This is a genomic window from Halotalea alkalilenta (assembly GCF_001648175.1).
Classification (GTDB): domain Bacteria; phylum Pseudomonadota; class Gammaproteobacteria; order Pseudomonadales; family Halomonadaceae; genus Halotalea; species Halotalea alkalilenta_A.
The window spans coordinates 2,777,207-2,796,595 of sequence record NZ_CP015243.1; the positions used below are offsets into that span (position 1 = coordinate 2,777,207).

General features: G+C 61.4%; 21 protein-coding genes. 12 read left to right on the forward strand and 9 right to left on the reverse strand.

Annotated elements, in window-relative coordinates:
* Positions 1-13 precede the first annotated feature (13 nt).
* A complete protein-coding gene (locus tag A5892_RS12410) occupies positions 14-1,222 on the reverse strand; it encodes an aspartate transaminase (protein ID WP_064123065.1) in 1,209 nt (402 codons plus the stop codon).
* Between the two features lie 300 nt (positions 1,223-1,522).
* Between A5892_RS12410 and nac the strand changes: the two genes are divergently transcribed.
* From nac to A5892_RS12470, 12 genes are all read left to right on the forward strand, one after another.
* Positions 1,523-2,449 carry a nitrogen assimilation transcriptional regulator NAC gene (nac, locus tag A5892_RS12415; protein WP_064123066.1) on the forward strand — a complete coding sequence of 309 codons (927 nt, stop codon included), beginning with the start codon at positions 1,523-1,525 and terminating at the stop codon, positions 2,447-2,449.
* A gap of 149 nt (positions 2,450-2,598) precedes the next feature.
* On the forward strand, positions 2,599-3,006 hold the full coding sequence (locus A5892_RS12420) for an acetyl-CoA carboxylase biotin carboxyl carrier protein (protein WP_223302883.1): 408 nt from the start codon (positions 2,599-2,601) through the stop codon (positions 3,004-3,006).
* A gap of 33 nt (positions 3,007-3,039) precedes the next feature.
* Positions 3,040-4,404 (forward strand): acetyl-CoA carboxylase biotin carboxylase subunit, encoded by a 1,365-nt coding sequence (gene accC / locus A5892_RS12425; RefSeq protein ID WP_064123068.1) that lies wholly within the window; start codon positions 3,040-3,042, stop codon positions 4,402-4,404.
* The gene (gene pxpB, locus A5892_RS12430; protein WP_064123069.1) at positions 4,401-5,072 is read left to right on the forward strand and encodes a 5-oxoprolinase subunit PxpB; all 672 of its coding nucleotides are present in this window, start codon (positions 4,401-4,403) and stop codon (positions 5,070-5,072) included. The genes accC and pxpB overlap by 4 nt, the downstream gene beginning before the upstream one ends.
* The gene (locus tag A5892_RS12435) at positions 5,069-6,037 is read left to right on the forward strand and encodes a biotin-dependent carboxyltransferase family protein (protein ID WP_064123070.1); all 969 of its coding nucleotides are present in this window, start codon (positions 5,069-5,071) and stop codon (positions 6,035-6,037) included. The genes pxpB and A5892_RS12435 overlap by 4 nt, the downstream gene beginning before the upstream one ends.
* Before the next feature lie 16 nt (positions 6,038-6,053).
* The gene (locus A5892_RS12440) at positions 6,054-6,494 is read left to right on the forward strand and encodes an acetyl-CoA carboxylase biotin carboxyl carrier protein (RefSeq protein WP_064123071.1); all 441 of its coding nucleotides are present in this window, start codon (positions 6,054-6,056) and stop codon (positions 6,492-6,494) included.
* 14 nt (positions 6,495-6,508) lie between these two features.
* A complete protein-coding gene (locus A5892_RS12445; RefSeq protein WP_064123072.1) occupies positions 6,509-7,276 on the forward strand; it encodes a LamB/YcsF family protein in 768 nt (255 codons plus the stop codon).
* Positions 7,277-7,458: 182 nt separating this feature from the next.
* The gene (locus tag A5892_RS12450; protein ID WP_064123073.1) at positions 7,459-8,205 is read left to right on the forward strand and encodes an SDR family oxidoreductase; all 747 of its coding nucleotides are present in this window, start codon (positions 7,459-7,461) and stop codon (positions 8,203-8,205) included.
* 122 nt (positions 8,206-8,327) lie between these two features.
* Positions 8,328-9,032, forward strand: a complete 705-nt coding sequence (locus A5892_RS12455; protein WP_064123074.1) for an amino acid ABC transporter permease — start codon at positions 8,328-8,330, stop codon at positions 9,030-9,032.
* Positions 9,033-9,038: 6 nt separating this feature from the next.
* Positions 9,039-9,764: an amino acid ABC transporter permease gene (locus A5892_RS12460; RefSeq protein ID WP_064123075.1), complete on the forward strand. Its 726-nt coding sequence runs from the start codon at positions 9,039-9,041 to the stop codon at positions 9,762-9,764.
* Between the two features lie 37 nt (positions 9,765-9,801).
* Positions 9,802-10,539: an amino acid ABC transporter ATP-binding protein gene (locus A5892_RS12465; protein WP_064123076.1), complete on the forward strand. Its 738-nt coding sequence runs from the start codon at positions 9,802-9,804 to the stop codon at positions 10,537-10,539.
* The gene (locus tag A5892_RS12470; RefSeq protein WP_223302655.1) at positions 10,502-11,464 is read left to right on the forward strand and encodes an ABC transporter substrate-binding protein; all 963 of its coding nucleotides are present in this window, start codon (positions 10,502-10,504) and stop codon (positions 11,462-11,464) included. The genes A5892_RS12465 and A5892_RS12470 overlap by 38 nt, the downstream gene beginning before the upstream one ends.
* Positions 11,465-11,582: 118 nt before the next feature.
* Here A5892_RS12470 and A5892_RS12475 read toward each other — a convergent pair whose 3' ends face one another.
* From A5892_RS12475 to gabT, 8 genes are all read right to left on the reverse strand, one after another.
* A complete protein-coding gene (locus A5892_RS12475) occupies positions 11,583-12,935 on the reverse strand; it encodes an MmgE/PrpD family protein (protein WP_064123078.1) in 1,353 nt (450 codons plus the stop codon).
* Between the two features lie 91 nt (positions 12,936-13,026).
* On the reverse strand, positions 13,027-13,689 hold the full coding sequence (locus tag A5892_RS12480) for an amino acid ABC transporter permease (protein WP_064123079.1): 663 nt from the start codon (positions 13,687-13,689) through the stop codon (positions 13,027-13,029).
* A gap of 12 nt (positions 13,690-13,701) precedes the next feature.
* Positions 13,702-14,313: an amino acid ABC transporter permease gene (locus tag A5892_RS12485; RefSeq protein ID WP_263281380.1), complete on the reverse strand. Its 612-nt coding sequence runs from the start codon at positions 14,311-14,313 to the stop codon at positions 13,702-13,704.
* A 113-nt stretch (positions 14,314-14,426) separates the two neighbouring features.
* Positions 14,427-15,197 carry a class II aldolase/adducin family protein gene (locus A5892_RS12490; protein WP_064123081.1) on the reverse strand — a complete coding sequence of 257 codons (771 nt, stop codon included), beginning with the start codon at positions 15,195-15,197 and terminating at the stop codon, positions 14,427-14,429.
* A gap of 24 nt (positions 15,198-15,221) precedes the next feature.
* On the reverse strand, positions 15,222-15,977 hold the full coding sequence (locus tag A5892_RS12495) for an amino acid ABC transporter ATP-binding protein (RefSeq protein ID WP_317627694.1): 756 nt from the start codon (positions 15,975-15,977) through the stop codon (positions 15,222-15,224).
* A gap of 30 nt (positions 15,978-16,007) precedes the next feature.
* The gene (locus A5892_RS12500) at positions 16,008-16,850 is read right to left on the reverse strand and encodes a substrate-binding periplasmic protein (protein WP_064123082.1); all 843 of its coding nucleotides are present in this window, start codon (positions 16,848-16,850) and stop codon (positions 16,008-16,010) included.
* Between the two features lie 174 nt (positions 16,851-17,024).
* Positions 17,025-18,104, reverse strand: coding sequence for an AbrB family transcriptional regulator (locus A5892_RS12505; RefSeq protein WP_064123083.1), 1,080 nt, complete (start codon positions 18,102-18,104; stop codon positions 17,025-17,027).
* Positions 18,088-19,383, reverse strand: coding sequence for a 4-aminobutyrate--2-oxoglutarate transaminase (gene gabT, locus A5892_RS12510; protein WP_064123084.1), 1,296 nt, complete (start codon positions 19,381-19,383; stop codon positions 18,088-18,090). Before gabT ends, A5892_RS12505 begins: the two co-directional genes overlap by 17 nt.
* Positions 19,384-19,389: the final 6 nt, after the last annotated feature.

The following is a 19,389-nucleotide window of genomic DNA, read 5'->3' on the forward strand; positions in this document are numbered from 1 at the left end:
GGTCGGGCCCTGATCAGATCAGTGCATCGACGGCGGCGGCGATGCGCGCACAGCCCTCATCGAGCACCTGCTGGGAAGAGGCGATCGACATGCGGAAATACGGCGACAAGCCGTAAGCGGTGCCAGCGACCACGGCCACGCCGGCATTTTCCAACAGGTACATGACCACATCGGTGTCATCGGCGAGGAGCTTTCCGGCCGGGGTACGACGCCCCAGCAGATCAGCGCAGTCGACGTAGAGATAGAAAGCACCGCTCGGAGCAGCGCAGCTCAAGCCACTGATCGCATTGATCGACTCAAGCGTGCGATCACGGCGCTGCCTGTACACCTCGCGGCTTTCGCTAACGAAGCTCTGGTCACCCTCGAGCGCCGCGACCGCCGCAGCCTGGCTCACCGAGCAGGTATTGCCCGAGGATTGCGACTGCAGCGTATTGAAGGCGGCGACGAGATCCGCCGAAGCCGCGGCGTACCCGATCCGCCAGCCGGTCATCGCGTAGGTCTTGGACACCCCATTGATGAGCACCGTCCGGTCTCTAAAGCCCGGCTCGATATTGAGGATGTGCGGATTATCGCTATCGTCGTAGCGGATATGCTCATAGATATCATCCGTCATCAGCATTACCTGCGGATGTTCGAGCAGTAAGTCGGCAAGTGCACGGTACTCATCCGCCGTGTAGCTCGCGCCGGTGGGATTGCTCGGTGAATTGAGCATCAGCCAACGCGTGCATGGCGTAATGGCCGAGCGCAGCCGCTCGACGGTGAGCTTGAAACCATCGCTTTCAGGGCAAGGCACTGTCACCGGCCGTCCGTCGCAGGCAAGCACCATGTCCGGGTAGGAGACCCAGTAAGGCGCGGGAATGATGACCTCGTCGCCAGGCTCCAGCGTGGCCGCGAGAACCGTGTAGATGGCGCTCTTGGCCCCGCTGGTAACGATGATCTCGTCGAGCCCATAGCTCAAACCATTCTCACGGACGAGCTTGGCGGCAATGGCCTGGCGCAGCTCCACCGTCCCGCTGTTGTTGGTGTAGCGTGTTTCACCCCGCTGAATGGCTTCCCAGGCCGCCTGTCGGATGTGCGCCGGAGTATCGAAATCAGGCTCGCCCACCACCAGGTTGACGATGGAGTGTCCTTGCCGGCGCAGCTCGTTGGCGCGGTCGGCGGCGGCACTGCTCGGCGATGGCTTGATGCGTTGCACTCGGGCTGCGATGCGCGACGAATTCACGACGACCTACCTCGATGAAATGACTGGATGAGATGGGTTCATAAGGTAATCGCCCCGCACCAGGGGCGTTAAGACAGCTTCGCTCTGGTCTGATAGGAATACCTTATGGAAAAACACCTCTGCTCGCCTGTCACTGCACCATGACGGCGCAACCGGGCACCACTCCGGCGCATATCCATATCGAACCCTTATGCTTGAAAAACCTTCATCTCCCAGCCCACACGGCTGCACCAATGCAATTTCGACTGGCCCATATATTGCTCAAAGGCGTAAGGCCGGCACATATGGGAGACCTGGAAGATGAACCTGAAGCGCTTGAAATACTTCGTGAAAATCGTCGATATCGGCAGTCTCACCCAGGCTGCGGACGTCCTTCATATCGCCCAGCCCGCACTGAGCCAGCAGCTCGCGACACTTGAAGGCGAACTCAAGCAACAGCTCTTGATCCGCACTAAGCGTGGCGTCACACCGACCGATGCAGGCAAGATCCTCTACGCCCACGCACAGCTGATCCTTCGCCAGTGTGAGCAGGCGCAGAGCGACGTCCAGGCCTCGAGCAAGGCGCTATCGGGAAAGGTATCGGTCGGTCTCGCCCCAGGCACTGCGGCATCCGCGCTGTCTCTGCCGCTGCTGCGAGCGGTGCGAGAACAACATCCCGGTATCGTGCTCTATCTCAACGAGAATTTCGGCACCACGCTGAGCGAGCTGATCATGAACGGGCGAATGGACATGGCCGTGCTCTATGGTGACAAGGTCATCCATGGGCTCAGCTTCCAGCCGCTGTTCAAAGAGGAGCTCTACCTGGTAAGCCCCTCGTCGAGATCGCTGCCGCAAGAAGACATCGTGCTGGCGGAAGTCGCGGAATGGGATTTGATGCTGCCACGCAAGTACAACGTAATCCGCAAGCTGGTGGATGAAGCGTTCCTGCGCATCGGCATGGTGCCGCGGGTGGTCGCGGAAGTGGAGTCCGCCACGACCCTGACCGCTGCCATCGACGACGACCTCGGTGTCACCATCCTGCCCGGCTCCGCTGCCCGCATCCTCGCTGCATCGACGTCGGCACGCCTGTGTCGCATCGTTTCGCCGGTGATCGAGGCCCCGCTGGCGCTGTGCCTTTCCGACCACTTGCCGCTGTCGATTCCCGCCCAAGCGGTGAAGAAAATCCTGCTCGGGCTGGTCAACGACATGATGCCGGACGATCTGCCAAAGCTCAGAACCGAGGCATAAGACCGCCTTATCCCACCAGCACCAAACCCTCTTAGCCTAGCCAGGAGCGGCTCGATACATTGTTCGCAATCAGGAGTCACCGCCCCTGACGAATCGAATGAAATCGAGGGCAGATCAAGCAAATGGACCAGCAACGAATAAAAGCCTTGATGGATCTGTTGGCGCATTCGGATCTCACCGAATTGACCATCAGCGAGGGCGATTGCACATTGAAACTGGTGAGGAGCGCAGGCCCCTTGCTCACCGCCGATTCAGCCCTTCCAGTGCCACGCACGACATCCACTGCCTTTGCTGGTCCCCCTCCCGTCGACGATATCGCCCCCGCTGCGGAAATATGCTCGCCGCTCTACGGTGTGTTCCACTTGACCCCCGCGCCGGGTGAGCCGCCCTTCACGACCCAGGGCGCGAGCGTCGTCGCGGGGCAAACGCTCTGCGTGATCGAAGCGATGAAGATGTTCCACCCGCTCAAGACCGAGCGCGCGGGTATCGTCGGTGCGATTCTCGCCGAACCCGATCAAGAGGTCGAAGCTGGCCAACCGCTCTTCTATATCGACTGAGTCACCGCCCCACCGCCATCATCGAGTGCCCACATGTTCGACAAGGTATTGATCGCCAACCGTGGAGAGATCGCGCTGCGTATCCTGCGCGCCTGCCACAGCCTGGGGTTGCGCACGGTCGTGGTATTTTCCGAGGCGGACCGAGACACCGACTATGTACGGCAGGCGGATCAAGCACTGTGCATCGGCCCGGCGGCGTCAGCCGCAAGCTACATGAACCAATCGGCGCTACTGTTCGCCGCCGAAGTCAGTGGCGCACAAGCCATCCATCCCGGCTACGGCTTTCTTTCGGAAAACGCCGCATTCGCCGAACGCGTCGAACGGGCCGGAATGACCTTCATCGGCCCGAGTGCCGACTGCATCCGCACCATGGGTGACAAGATCGCCGCCAGGCAGGCGATGAAGGCTAGCCGAGTCCCTTGCGTACCGGGTTCGGCAGGCGCGCTTCCGAGCGATCCCGCTGCAGTCGAAGCCATCGCCCAAAGCATCGGCTACCCGGTGATCGTCAAGGCGGCCGGCGGCGGCGGTGGGCGGGGCATGCGAGTCGTGAACGCAAAAAGCGAGCTGCTGGAGGCGATCAGCGTCACCCGAGAAGAGGCACGGCATGCCTTTGGCAATTCAGAGCTCTACCTGGAGAAATTCCTCGGCCAGCCGCGCCATGTCGAAATCCAGATGCTCTGTGACAATCACGGTACGGCACTATGGCTGGGAAGCCGCGACTGCTCGATGCAGCGGCGTCACCAGAAGATGCTGGAGGAGTCCCCCGCGCCGGGTATCGATCCCGCCCTGGTCGAGCGTGTCGGCCTGCGCTGCGCAGAGGCCTGCCGTCGGATCGGCTATCGCGGCGTCGGCACCTTCGAATTCCTCTTCGAGAACGGTGAGTTCTACTTCATAGAGATGAATACCCGCTTGCAGGTCGAGCATCCGGTCACCGAGATGGTCACCGGTATCGACATCGTGCAGCAACAGCTACGCGTCGCCTTGGGCGAGCGCCTGACGCTGACCCAGCAGGAAATCCGCAGCCAGGGACATGCGCTGGAGTGCCGAATCAATGCCGAGAATCCCGACACCTTCACCCCGACGCCCGGGCAAGTGACCCGCTGGGAAGTCGCCGGGGGCTTTGGCGTAAGGGTGGATTCCCATGTCACCACAGGCTATCGCGTCCCTCCCTACTATGACTCGATGATCGCCAAGCTGATCACCCACGGCGCCACCCGCGAAGAAGCCTTCGCCCGTATGCGTCTGGCGCTTGCTGAAATGCGAATCGAGGGCATTGCCACGAACATCCCGCTCCATCGGAAGATCCTCGATGATCCCGGGTTTCGTCACGGCGGTGTCGACATCCATCATCTGGAGCGCTGGCTCGAAGAAAACCGCTCGACACGAGGCGCAGCATGAGTTCGAACCAAGGCGAACGGCCGGTCATCAGCCTGCTGGGCACCACCGCCCTGCTGTTCGAGGCGCCCGGCGATCTGGAGCTGACCACCCAACAGCGCATCTGGGCGTTGGCGATCGAAGCGGGTAAATGGCCCGAAGCCGGGGAAGCGGTTCCCGGCATGAACAACATGATGCTGACCTTTTCCACCCCGCCACGCGATTTGTCGGCGCTGCGCGTACGTCTGCTGGCAGCCTGGGACCACTGTTCGGCGCTACCGCTCGAGGGCAGGATCATCGATCTTCCAGTCATTTACGGCGGCGACGATTTCGGTCCGCACATGGCGGACGTCGTTGCGCATACGGGGCTTTCGATAGATGACATCGTCGAGCTGCACAGCGCCCCGCTCTACCCGGTCTATGCCCTGGGCAGCCACCCTGGTTTCTGCTACCTCGGCGGTATGGACCCACGTATCGCCACGCCCCGGCGCAAGGTACCGATCACCAACCTGCCCGGCGGCGCCGTATCCATCGGCGGGGTGCAGACCGGCGTATCGGCCTCGGCCGGACCCAGCGGCTGGAACACCATCGGGCGCACCACGATGAGCTTCTTCGACCTCGCCCAGGACCCACCGATACTTTGCGCGCCGGGTGATCTCGTCCGCTTTCGTGTTGAGAGGGTCATCCGATGATAGAAATCATCTCGGCCACCGCCTTGAGCACCGTGCAGGACCATGGCCGCAGCGGCAGCCTGCGCTATGGCGTTGGCACCGCTGGAGCGATGGATCGACTGGCGCTGGCGGCCGGCAACCTGATGCTCGGCAACGATGAAGACGCAGCGTGCCTCGAGATCCCCGTGTTTCCTTTTCAGGCGCGCTTTCTCGAGGATTGCGACTTCGCCCTGACCGGCGCCGATTGCACGGCGAACCTGGATGGCCGCGCACTCTCTCCCTGGTGGGCGAGTCGTGCCCGGGCGGGCCAGACGCTCAGCCTCGCACTGCCGAAGTCGGGCAGTCGCGCTTATCTGGCCCTTGGCGGTGGTATCGATGTCCCCATGGTGCTGGGCTCCCGCAGCACTCAGCTGCGTGGCGCCTTCGGCGGCCTCGACGGTCGTGCATTGCGCCAAACGGACCGCCTGCCAGCGGTCCAGGCGATCGCGAATCGAGCGCTCGATTTCGGTATCGAACCGCCCTCGCTGGCATTACCGCGGATGATCGACGGCATGGTCGCCCTACGGGTGATTCCGGCCTCGGAATATGCGGCGTTCAGCGCGCAATCACAGGCCGCGTTCTGGGCCAGCGCCTGGAAAGTCACCCCTCAGAGCGATCGCTACGGCTTCCGCCTGGCCGGCGACCCATTGGTGCCGATGCAACCGATCGAAACACGCTCGCATGGCATCGTCCCAGGCGTGATCCAGGTTCCCCACGGCGGGCAACCCATCATTCAGATGCGTGATGCGCAGCCCAGCGGCGGCTATCCGAAATTCGGCAGCGTCATCGAGGCGGACCTCTGGCGCCTCGGCCAGACCCCTATCGGTAGCCGGGTTCGTTTCATCGAAACCAGCTATGAAGAAGCCCTCGATGCGCTGGCCGACAACCGGCGTTATCTAGATGAAGTGCAGCGCCTGGTTGGGCTGCGGGGTCTTGAACATGCCTGACCTTGGATCGGAGACCATGGATATCCGTAACGTGCAGCAACTGATGATCTGGATGCGGGAAGCCGACCTGCTCCACCTCGAGCTCGAGCGTCCCGGCGGCAGCCTCCTGCTACGCAGATCGCCGCGGACCGCGGCAAGCCCGGCCGCTACCAGGTTCGAGACCGCCACATCCCCCGCGGCAACACCGGCGAACTCAGGTGGTGAGCACCTGGGTGGAGAGATAGTACGCGCCGACACGGTCGGCCAATTCCTCATCCAGCATCCGCTGCGTGAAACCCCATTGGTACGCCAGGGGGACAGGGTCGATGCTGGCGATCTGCTGGGGCTGCTGCGCATCGGTTCGCTGTATCTACCCGTTCGTGCTCACGTCGCAGGGCGGGTCAGTGAACCGTTGACGCCGCCTGGCGGCCTAGTCGGCTACGGAGCGCCACTCTTTGCTCTCGACAATGCTGATTGAACAGGGATTTACATATGCAAATAGATTTGAATGCCGATCTAGGTGAAGGCTTCGGTGCTTATCGCATGGGTGAGGATGAAGCGCTGATCGGGATCATCTCTTCCGCCAACGTCGCCTGCGGCTTCCACGCCGGCGATCCGTTGATCATGAACAATACCGCCCACGCCACCAAGGCGGCCGGTGTCGATCTCGGCGCCCATGTGGGATTTCCCGACCTGCTGGGCTTCGGCCGAAGGCAAATGCAGGTGGATCCGAAGGAGCTGGCAAGCTATGTGGTCTACCAGCTCGGCGCCCTGGCCGGGATGGCGGCGGTCGCAGGGCACAGGCTCACTCACATGAGCTTCCACGGCGCACTGGGCAACATGGCGGCCGCCGACGAGACGCTGGCCGAGCCGCTGGTCGCGGCTGTGGCGGCATTCGATCGGGATATTATCATCAGCTCTTCATCCAGCCAGGCGATCGAAAGCGCCGCCGCCCGACATGGACTACGAGTCGCGACGACGTTCCTCGCCGATCGCGCCTATGACGTCAACGGCTTGCTGGTACCACGCAGGATGCCGAACTCAGTGATCACCGACCATGATCAAGTCATGCTGCGGCTGCGCCAACTGCTCGAAGACGGCAGTGTCACCAGCTATTCGGGCGAGCGCATCCCGATGCGGACCTGCTCGATCCTGCTGCATGGAGATACTCCCGGCGCAGCGGGAATGGCCCGCGACATTCGCAGTGAAATCGAACGTGGCGGCGGCGAGATTGTGCCGATATCTCATTTGCTGAACTGAGCCAGAAGCGCTGTGCATCCATAAGAGACCCTTATCTCCACACAGCCAATCCGTCTTAGCTCTGATAATTCCGAGACGATACATTGCAAGTCGAGATCACCTATGCGACTTGCCTCCATGAATTCGCCACCGCTGTCGGCGAGATTTCTACAAAAATTCCTACAACATCCAGGATGCACGCAATGCCTTTTTCCGACTATAAGACCGCCCTGGTCACCGGCGCTTCCTCCGGCATCGGCGCCGCCATCGTCGAGCGACTTACCCTTGAAGGCATCGAGGTACACGCCGTGGCGCGCAATGCTGTGAAGCTCGCCACGCTGGCCGAAAAGACAGGCTGCATCACGCATACGCTCGATGTCGGTGACCTCGAGGGCATCACCCGCCTGGCGCAGGCACAGCCTTTCGACATCCTGGTCAACAATGCAGGCGTCGATCGCCCTGGCTCGATTCTCAACGCCGACGCGCAGGGCATCGACGCATTGGTCGACACGAATTTGCGCGCGGTTCTGCATCTGTGCCGCCTCGTGGTCCCAGGCATGGTCGAGCGCGATCGCGGGCACGTCATCAACGTAAGCTCCATCGCCGCGGCCTACAACTTCAACGGCAACTCCACCTATCACGCCACCAAGGCCGCCGTGAGCATGCTGTCGCGCCAGCTGCGCATCGATGTGTTCGGCAAGCGCGTCAGGGTGACCGAAATCTGCCCAGGCCGGGTGGCGACGGATATCTTCGCCCACGTCCACGGTGATCCCGAAAACAGCTGGAAGAAATACATCGAAGGCTTCGAACTTCCGCAGGCCTCGGATATCGCCGACGCGATTGCTTTCGCGATCGCAGCGCCGATTTCGATGAACGTCGGCCATATAGAAATCACCCCCACCCTGCAAGTACCAGGCGGGTTGCAGACTACTCGTCCTCAGGACGTTTGAGACACCGGCAGCAGCGATACGACTGGCTGACAACGACGGGCCCTTGTTCGAATGCCCAGCTAAGGCGCCAGCTCTTGCTCCTCCGCCGCCGTTGACCATTCCGCTCCGTTTGGAAGCAACCAATGAACCAATTTTTTCTGGATCTGGGCCAGATTCTGCAAGGTGAATACGCCGACCTGATCATTCAGGGCATAAAGACCACGCTCCAGCTGGCGCTATTTTCCTGGATGATCGCCATGGGCCTGGCACTGGCTCTAGTGACCATCCGACTGACCAGCGTCCGAACGGCCACTCTCCTGGTCGCAGGCTATGTCTCCTACCACCGCAACGTACCCACACTGGTTCAGCTGATGCTCTGGTATTTCGGCATCGCCTCGATATTGCCGGAAAGCATGCAACTTTGGCTGGCCAATTTCAGTACTGAGTTTCTCTTCGCGGTCATCGCTCTCGGCCTTTGCCAGGCGGCGTATTTTTCCGAGGATATCCGCAGTGGCCTGCGCGCCATTCCCAGAGGACAAAGCGAAGCAGCTCGTGCTCTCGGAATGGGCTACATACGTTCCATGCGCTACGTCATTCTTCCCCAGGGGATACGCAACTCCCTCCCCTCGCTGCTCAATCACACCGTACTGCTGTTCAAGAACACCAGCCTGGCAATGACGATCGGTGTAGTGGAACTGACCTATGCAACCCGGGAGGTGGAAAACTACACCTTCCTTACCTTTCAATCCTATTTCATCGCTACAGCGGCCTACCTGGCATTTTCGCTGCTACTCATGGCACTCGGTGCAATGCTGGCCAGGCGATTCGAAAAGGTCAACGCAAGGTAATCCACCATGTTTGATATATTTCATATCCTGCGGGACAACTGGGAACTCTTTCTCCTGGGACAATATCCGTATGGTCCGCTGGGTGGCCTGGTCAACACGTTGATTCTTGCTTCTCTGGCGCTGGTCATCGCATTTCCGCTCAGTCTTCTGCTCACCATGGCTCGGATTTCACCTTTCCGGATACTGCGCTACCCAGCCACGGTCTGGGTGTACGTATTGCGCGGAGTGCCCCTGATCATGGTGATCTTCTGGACCTATTTTCTGGTACCCACGTTGATCGGACGCAACGTCAGCGGCTTCACTACCATGCTGTGCACGCTGGTCGTCTACCAGAGCGCGTATCTGTGCGAAATAGTGCGAGGCGGTATTCAGGCACTGCCCAGTGGCCAGTACGAAGCCTCCAGAGCACTTGGACTTGGATACTTTCGCACCACCGCGTGGGTCATCCTGCCTCAGGCACTGTACAACTCTTTGCCGAGCTTGATCAGCCAATTCATCTCCATCATCAAAGAGACCACCCTGGGCTATGTCATCAACGTGCAGGAAATGACCTTTGCGGCGAACCAGGTCAATAACCAGCTGCTGACCAAACCCTTCCAGGTGTTCTTCATCCTGGCGATCACCTACTACATCCTGTGCTATGGCCTCACCCAGCTGGCCCAGTGGTTCGAGCATAGGATAGATAAAAAACGTCAAGGCTCAGTCGATATTGCCAGCGTCGAGCAACCTTAACTGGCGCGACAGCCACTGAATAATCAAGGTATCCCCGATGAAGACCATGATCATCTTTTCCAATGTCAACAAATGGTACGGATCCTATCAGGCGCTCACCAATATCAATGCCGAGATTAGCCAGGGAGAGGTCATCGTAGTGTGTGGGCCCTCTGGATCTGGCAAGTCCACTCTGATTCGAACGGTCAACAGGCTCGAGGAGATCCAGAGCGGCCAAATCCTCTATGAAGGACACGATGTCCATGGCACCGATGCGAATCTCAACCGTCTTCGTAGCCGGATTGGCTTCGTATTCCAAAGCTTCAATCTGTTCCCCCACTTGTCGGTGCTAGACAATGTGATCCTGTCGCCAACCAAGGTAAAGGGTATGAAGGCATCGGCTGCGAAAAAACTCGCCCTGGCGCTGCTGGAACGCGTCGGTATGGCACACAAGGCCAACGCTTATCCCGCTCAGCTTTCAGGCGGTCAACAGCAACGAGTCGCCATTGCCCGGGCGCTCGCCATGGAGCCCCCGGTGATGCTGTTCGACGAGCCCACCAGCGCCCTCGACCCGGAAATGGTGGGTGAAGTACTCAATGTAATGCGGGGATTGGCCAAGGAAGGAATGACCATGATGTGTGTAACACATGAAATGAACTTCGCACGGGAGGTGGCGGATAAAATCTGGTTCATGGACGCCGGCCAGATTCTCGAAACAGCAGATCCCGTTCAGTTTTTCAATCAGCCCAAGCATCCACGTGCGAACCGCTTCATCAGCGATCTTCGCGCTCATTGACATCAAGGACGTCAAACGAAAGTTCGAATACGGACAACACCAGCAGTGGAAAATCGCCAGCAATTCAAATTATAACAGAGGATACTCTCCCATGAATTTAAAAGTCATCTTGAGCACACTAGTTCTAAGCTCCCTGGCAATCTCCTCGGCAAAAGCCGACCAATGGTCGGATATCCAAGCCAGGCAGTCACTCAGCTGTGGGGTCTATTCCGATGTTCCCCCCTTCTCTTCACCCGACCCACAGACTCGCGAACTGGTCGGCATGGACGTCGATCTCTGTAAAGCATTGGCCGAGCAGTTGGGCGTAGGGCTCGAACTCAAGCCGCTATCGGGAGAGGCGCGCATTCCGGAGCTGCGAATGGGTCGGGTGGACCTGATCATCGCTAACCTCGCCTATACCAAGACCCGGGCGGAGCAGATCCAGTTCAGTGACCCCTACTACGTTGCCAAGGAGATGCTGGTCGTCAAGGCTCCGCTGGCGAACAACTCGTTGGATTTCTTCAAGAACAAGCGCATCAGTGCGACCAAGGGCTCGACTTCCGAACAGTCCATCCGACTTGCTGGCGCCAACCCCGTGACCTTCCAGGATACAGGCTCGGCATATCTGGCGGTGCAGCAGAACAAGGTGCTGGGTGTCGTCACCAATGCGATGACCGCGCAGATGCTGGTAAACCAAGCCAAGGCCAGCGGTGTCGATCTGGGAATCGTCGAGGAGCCGCTGGCGCTCGAGCCGATCGGCGCAGGCCTGCGCAAGGGCGAAGAGACGCTCCTTGCGCGGGTCAATGAGGCACTGATGAACATGGAAGAGGCCGGCGAAATCGATCGGATTTGGGACAAGTGGCTCGGCCCGGATACCGAATACCAAATGGTCCGAGAAGAGAGGGTGCAAAAGCTCAGTGAGCTCGATTTCGAGCCCCTGCCGTAGATCGCGCCGGAGCGATTGGACTGGACTCAATAGAAGACTGCCCTGACGCACATCGCTGTTCGAGCTTCATGGGCAGTCATTCTCCACCATGCTGGCATCATGAAAAATGCATGAAACCTCAGCCTCTCCTGACTGTCTCCAGCAATACATCGAGGCAGGCGACATCCTCCAGCCGGCGCAGGCGCTCGAGCATCGCCACGGCGCGCTCCCTGGGCAGGTTCGATGCTGCGCTGGCGAGAAACTTCGCCTCCAGCTCCTCATCGCTCAGCGGATCCTCCGGGTCGCCCTTGCGGTGCGACTGGAAATGCTCGAGAACGCGTCCGTCCGATAGCTGGATCCTGATCCGTGCACTGCGTTTGGCCGGAAACGAGGCATCGATGGCGGCATCGACCTGCACTTGTACCCGGGGCATCAGCCTGCGTACCGCGGGATCATTGATCCGCTCGGGCTCGAATGCGCTCATCCCGACATCGCCATGGTGGAGTGCGGACGCGAGGACGTAGGCCATGCTGAAGCGTGCAGCCAGCGGGTCGGTCGGCGCGGCGTTCGCGGTCATTGCCAGGGACTGCTGATTGGTGAATACGTCGATGCGTTCGATGCGCTCCAGCGCATCGAGCAATTCGGGGCGAAGCTTCAGCACCGCATCCACCGCCGAGAAGGTTTGCCCGCAGCATGCGTGCCGCTTGAAGGTGATGCTGGCGGTGTTGCACACCTGCCCCAGATCGGCGAGCGCAAGCCGCCAGTCGGGTGATCCCCCCATCGCCGCTCCGAACCCCGCATCGCCCTCGAGAATATCCAGCGCCCCGGTCACACCGCGCCGGGCTGCGAGCGCAGTCCACACGCCAGTGTCGGCGGCGTGACCAGCATGCAGCGGCTTGGTCATCGCAGCGCTGCGGAAGGCTTGCTGCAGACCGCTGGCGAACGTGGTCGCATTCGCCAGCGCGTGGGCGAACTGCTCCTCGTCGCATTTCAGCAGCATCGCGGCCGCCGCGGCCGCACCGATGCAGCCGACGGTGCCGGTGGTATGCCAGAAACGGTAGTGACCCGGGTTGATCACGGTGGCGATGCGCGTGGAGATTTCGTAGCCCACCAGGATCGCCACCAGCAGCTCGTCGATGCTGGCCCCCCGGGACTCGGCGACGGCAAGTGCAGCGGCGATCACCGGGGCCCCGGGGTGGAAGAGTCCTTCTTTATAGATGTCGTCCAGCTCCAACGCGTGGGCGGCTACCGCATTGATCATCGCCGCGGAACGTATGCCAAGCCGCCTGCTGTCGAGTACGAAGCCGTCCGCGGCAGGCCCTTCGACTTCGAGGGAGTCTTTCAGCGCGACGACGACCTCGGCGTCCGCGCCCGCGATGGCACAGCCCAACCAATCCATCAACACCCGCCGCAATGCGCTTCGCTGCGCCTCGCTCAGCGACTGCGCATGCTGGCCCAGGGCGTAATGGGCGAATTGCTGGCAAAGAGTCATGAGGAAGCCGCAGATCAGGGGCGAACGCCTAGCCTACTCAATCGATGTGAGCTCTGCACATGGAGAAACGATGCTCCCTCCTCCCGGCTCGTCAGCTCTCACGATGTTCAAGACGATTGAGCAATTTGACGATCGGCAGCAGGATGATCAGATAGATCAGCGCGGCCGCGATCAAAGGCGTAGGACTGTAGGTATTGCCTTGGGCGATACGGGCCATGCGCAGCAGCTCGGGCAGGGTCACCACGCTGGCGATCGACGTCACCTTGATGGTTTCAAGGATGTTGGTGATCAGATCCGGTGCCATGTTGCGCACCGCCTGCGGGATGACGATGTAGCGCTGGACCTGGATGAAGCCGAGCCCGGTGGAGCGTCCGGCCTCGACCTGGCCCTTGGGCAGGCTGTCGATGCCTGCACGGAACACTTCGGCGAAGTAGCTCGATACGTTCAGCGTCAGCGCCAGGATCACCGAACTGCGGGTGCCGATCTCAACGCCGAAGAACGGCAGTCCGTAGTAGATCAGGATCAGCAGCACCAGCGAGGCGAAGGAGCGGAAGAAGTCGACGTAGATGGTGATCAGCAGGCTCAGCCAGCCAATTCCCAATGCCCGCGCGCAAGCCAGCAAAAGGCCGACGCCGATGCCCAACGGCACGATGATCACCGATAGCAGCAGGGTCTCTTTCAGACCCAGCAACAGCATCGGGTAGATGGCGACGATGATGTCGATATTGAAAAAAGTCTGCTGGAAGCTACCCATCGTCCGCGCTCCTCACTTGGCCCACTGGTTGCGGTGTTCGAGCAACTTACTGGCGAACACCAGTGGATAGATCATGATCAGGTAGCCGATCGCGGCCATCATCAGCGGGGTGGTATTGGCCGCGTTGCTTTGTACGGTAATGGCGGTGCCCAACAGCTCCGGTACGGCGATGGCCGAGGCCAAAGCGGTATTCTTGGTCACCGCGATCAGGCGCCCGGTCAGCGGTGGGATGGAGATGCGCATCGCCTGCGGCAGCACCACGTGCTTCATGGTCTGAGCGAATGTCAGGCCAGTGGAGCGCGCCGCCTCGAACTGCCCCTTGTGAATGGCGCGGATGCTGGCCCAGAAGATCTCTTCGGCGAATGCCATCAGCACCAGTGAAAGGGACAGCCAGGCCACGGTGAATCCGCTCAGCCGCATCCCCATGTAGGGCAAGCCGAAATACAGCACGATCATCAGCACCAGCGGAGGCAGCGCGCGGATGACGTCGACCGTCTGCTTGATGATGAAATTCAGCGGGCGAAAACCGAGACAGCGTGCCAGCGCCAGCAGCAGGCCACTGAGCACACCGGTGACGATGACCAGCAGCGCAAGCCAGAGGGTCTTGGCGAATCCGACGCTCAATTCGGGCGCGTACCTGATCATTACGTCCCAATTGAAAAAGTTGTAGATGAACGCTTCCACGAGTCGGTTCTCTCGAATCAGATGGAAATAGTGAAAACGAACAATCGCTTCGCTCAGCGCTCGTAGCTCTCGCGCTGTGCGGATATCTCACGCAAGACCGCGGCCCATGCGGGTTCGATCCAGGGCGCGTACTCCTCTTCCCGGTACTGCTTGGCGACGTGCGAACAGACGGCGTCGGACGGTACATGCAGCTCGGCACCGCCGGACTGCGCCGCGAGCTGTGCCTGGCAGGCGCGTTCGAGAAAGTAGATCTGGTCGAAAGCTTCCGGGATGGTCCTGCCGCCGACGAGCAGCCCGTGATTGATCAGGACCATGGCCTTGTTGGTCGGTCCCAAATCGGCGGCCAGGCGCTCGCGCTCGGAATGGTCCAGGGCGATCCCCTCATATTGGTGATAAGAGAGACGACCATAGAACTTCAGCGCGTGCTGGCTGATCGGCAGCAGCCCCTGCTTCTGTGCCGATACCGCGATCCCGGCGGCCGTATGGGTATGGACGATGCAGGTCAGGTCGGGGCGCGCCTTGTGCAGGGCCGAATGGATAGTGAAGCCGGCCGGATTGATCCAGCGGTTGCCAAGGCCTTCGGTCTCGATCACCTCGCCCGCCAGATCGACCTTCACCAGGCTGCCGGCGGTGATCTCGCTGAACAGCGAACCATAGGGGTTGATCAGGAAGTGCTCCTCCGGCCCCGGCACCCGAGCGCTGATGTGGGTGTAGATCAGGTCGGTCATGCGGAAATGGGCAACCAGCCGGTACAGCGCCGCCAGTTCCACGCGCACTTGCCACTCGCTCTTGCGCGCGTGCTGGTACTCGATAGGGATGGTCATGGGACTGCCTCCTGGAGAATGGGCTCAGCGATTGATCTGGGAGAGAAACTCGCGCAGGCGCGGATGCCTCGGCCGCTCGAAGATCTCCTCGGCGGTGTCCTGCTCGACGATGCGGCCGTCGGCCATGAAGATCACCCGGTCGGCCGCTTCGCGGGCGAAGCGCATCTCGTGGCTGACCACCACCATGGTCATGCCCGACTCACGCAGCTCGCGCATGGTGTTGAGCACGCCGCCCACCAGTTCGGGGTCAAGCGCACTGGTCGGCTCGTCGAACAGCACCACCTTGGGCTCCAGGGCCAGCGTACGAGCGATCGCCACCCGCTGCTGCTGCCCCCCGGAGAGCTGCCCGGGATAATGCTCGCAGCGCTCCGCCAGCCCGACCCGCGCCAGCATCGCCAGGCCGATCTCACGTGCTTCCGCCTTGCCCTTCCCCGCGACCTTGCGCAGCGCCAGCATCACGTTCTCCAGCGCCGTCATGTGCGGATAGAGGTTGAAGGACTGGAACACCATGCCGATCTTAGTGCGCAGCAGATTGACGTTGACCTTCGGCGAGCCGATGTTGACGCCCTCGAACAGGATGTCGCCCGAGGTCGCCTCCTCCAGCCGGTTGCAACAGCGCAGCAAGGTACTCTTGCCCGAGCCCGAGGGACCGATCAGAAAGACCAGCTCCTGCGGCATCACCCTCAGGTCGATCTCGCTGAGGATCTCGAGCTGACCGAAGGATTTACTCAGCCCGACGGCTTCCAGAATGGGTCTGTCGGTGATGGTCGCGGTAGTCATGGCGGCACTCTTGTGGCCGAAAAAGAGAGCTCAGCGGCAGTCAGGGGTATGTTCGCTGGGGTCGTAGTTTGGATATCCCGGTGCGCCATAGCCGGGATACACCGTCGTCACAGCGCCCCCTTCGAGAGGTTCGAGCCCGGTCCATTTGCGGTAGATGTCCGCAAGCTCTCCGCTTTGCTTGATGCACTCGAGCGCCGCGTCCAACTCATTGCGCAGCTCGACATCGTCGCGACGGACCGAATAGCCGTAGACCTCGCCGTTGTTGATGATGAAATCGGACACCGTCAGCATCGGCGCCTTCTTCGCCGCGTCCCCGGCCGAGGCGCTATACACCAGCGCCGCATCCGCCTGGCCGCTGGCCACTGCCTGGACGGCATCGCTGTTCTTGTCGTAGCGATTGATGCTCCATCCATACTGGTCCTGCCGCTCGGTCAGCCACCTGTCGAACAGGTTGCCGCGATTGACCGCCACCACCTTGTCCCTCAGGTTTTCCGGCGAGGTGATCTTGTCGTCGGATGCGCGCTGCACGAACTGATAGGTCGCATCGCCATAGGGTTCGACGAAGAGCATGCTCTGCGCCCGCTCTTCGGTGATCATCGCGGCGGACAGCACCATGTCGAACTTGCCGGCGTTCAGCCCCGCGTAGGTGGTGGACCAGGCCTGGTCGATGATCCTGATCTCAGTGCCCATCTGCCGACTCAGGGCCTTGGCTATATCGACGTCCATGCCCTCGAACTCGCCTGACGCGCCGACCGAGGCAAAGGGTGGATAGCCCACGTCGGCCGCGGCGGTGATGGTCTCGGCGGCCTGGGCGGAGAAAGCGCAGGCCAGCGCCAGCCCTGCGATGGTGAAGCGCGATCCTTGGATGATCATCGACGAATGCTCCTAGTTATTGTTGGGTAAGCCACGAATTGATAAACCAACTCCATCGGAAAACGACCACCATGGGTCGGGCACGAACGTCCTATCGCTCAGTCCGATGCCGGGATCGAGATGTCGAATCGCTCTCGGGACCCAGCCGCGGCCTTCGCAAGTGCCCCCATCGGTTCACAGCTTCTCCTTCACGCTGGCCGCCTTATGAACCCCGCTACGCTGCAACCAGTGCAGCCAGATCGGTGCAATCAGCATCAGCGAGATCAGTCTCAGCAGATGGTGGAAGGTGACGAACACCGGGTCGATGTTCAGCGTCATCGCCAGGATCGCCATCTCGCCGATACCTCCTGGCGCGAAGGCCAGAATCGCGATGTGTAGCGGAACGCCCAGCAGCAGGTGGATCAGGTAGGCGAAGCTGGCCAGCACCGAAAGCGTCAGCGCCGTCGCCACCAGGGTCTGGAGGGCGTAACGCAGCAGCTGGGTCAGTTTCACCCCGGAAAACCGTGCGCCGATCGCACTGCCGAGCACCCAAAGCATCACCTCGACACCCCAGTACGGCAGATGCAGCCGGGCCACATCGGCGGCGCCCAATCCGGCCGCGATCAGCATCGAGGCAAGCAGCGCTGGGTTGGGCAGGCACAGCGATCTTCCCAGTGCGATGAACGCCGGCAGTGCCGCCAGCAGCCAGAGTCCCTCCACCCCCTCGACCGTGGCCACTACCCCCGCCGGCGCGCTGGCGTACTGGACGAAAAACGGCGGCAGTACCAAAACGATGATCAGCGCGCGCAGCGACTGCGCCACCGCGATCCTCGGCGGGTCTCCGCCGGCCTTGTCGCCCATCATGATCATCGCGGTCATCGCTCCGGGCGCGGAGGAGAACCAGGCACTGACCTTGTCGAAGCCGCAGCGGCGGTACCACCACGCCCCCACCAGGGTCGACACGCCTACCCCCACCAGCAGCGCCGCCGCCGACACCGGCCAATCGAGCATCCGGCTGGTGAGCTGAGGGGTCACCTGGCCGCCCAGCAGCAGGCCAAGCACCCCCAGGAAGTACTCCCGCAGGCGGTCCGGCACGGCGACGTCGCCCCCGCTGATCGCCAGCAGCAGGTTCGCCAGCAGCGGGCCGAGCATCCAGGCCAGGGGCAGGTTCAGCGCAGCGAACAGCACGCCGCCCAGCGCACCGACCGACAGCGCGCGCAGCAGCAATAACGGCCAGCTGCCGCCATGCACGAATCTGTCAGCGAACCGGGGCATCGCTGCTGCTTTTCGCGTGCTCACGAACGGCAGCGGAAAACTTGTCTATTCCCTCATCCAAAACATCCAGCGGCATGGTCAACGGATGGAGGAAGCGAATCACGTTGCCGTAGAAGCCGCAGACCAGCGTCAGCACGCCGTTTCTCAACGCCGCGGCCTGGATAGACTGGGCCATGGCCGGGGCCGGTTCGCCGGCATCGTCAAGGAGTTCGATCGCGACCATGCTGCCCTTGCCGCGCACTTCGGCGATGTTGGGCAATACACCGCGCAGCGCTTCCAGCGCGGTGACGAGCCTGCTACCGATCAGATTGGCGCGCTCGACCAGGCCCTCCTCCTCGATCACCTCGAGCACCGCGTGAGCGGCCGCGATCGCCAACGGATTACCGGCGAAGGTGCCGCCGAGGCCCCCCGGCCCAGGGCCATCCATGATCTCGGCCCTGCCGCAAACCGCGGAAAGCGGCACCCCACCGGCGATGCTCTTGGCCATGGTCATCAGGTCGGGCGCCACACCGTAATGCTCCATCGCGAACAGCTTGCCGGTGCGGCCGAAGCCGGTCTGGATCTCATCGGCGATCAGCACGATGCCGTGCTGGTCGCACAGCGCGCGCAGCCCCTGGACGAAATCCAGCGGCGCCGGGACGAAGCCGCCCTCTCCCTGCACCGGCTCGAAGATGATCGCCGCCACCTGGCTTGCATCCACTTCGGTCTTGAACAAGCGCTGCAGCTCATCCAATGCGTCCTCGGTGCTGATGCCGTGCAGCGCGTTCGGATAGGCGACGTGATGGACCTCGGTCGGAAACGGACCGAAGCCGGTACGATACGGCTGCGCCTTGCCGGTCAGGGCGATACCCATCATAGTGCGGCCGTGAAAGCCCCCGGAGAAGGCGACGATCGCGCGACGACCGGTGCTTGCGCGGGCGATCTTCACCGCGTTCTCCACCGCCTCCGCACCAGAGGAGAAAAAGGTGGTCTTCTTGGGATAATCACCAGGGGTGAGCCTGTTCAACTTCTCGGCCAGCTCGACGTAGGATGCGTAGGGCGTGACCTGGAAACCGCAGTGGATCACCTGGTCAAGCTGCGCCTTGATCGCGGCGACGACCTTCGGATGGCGATGGCCGACGTTGTTCACCGACACACCGCTGACGAAATCGATGTAGCGGTTGCCCTCGATATCCCAGATCTCGGCATTTTCCGCGCGCTCCACGTAGAACTCGCATTTGACCCCGACGCCACGAGGTGTGGCGGCGTTCTTGCGGGCAACCCACTCTGCGTTGCTCATCTGCTG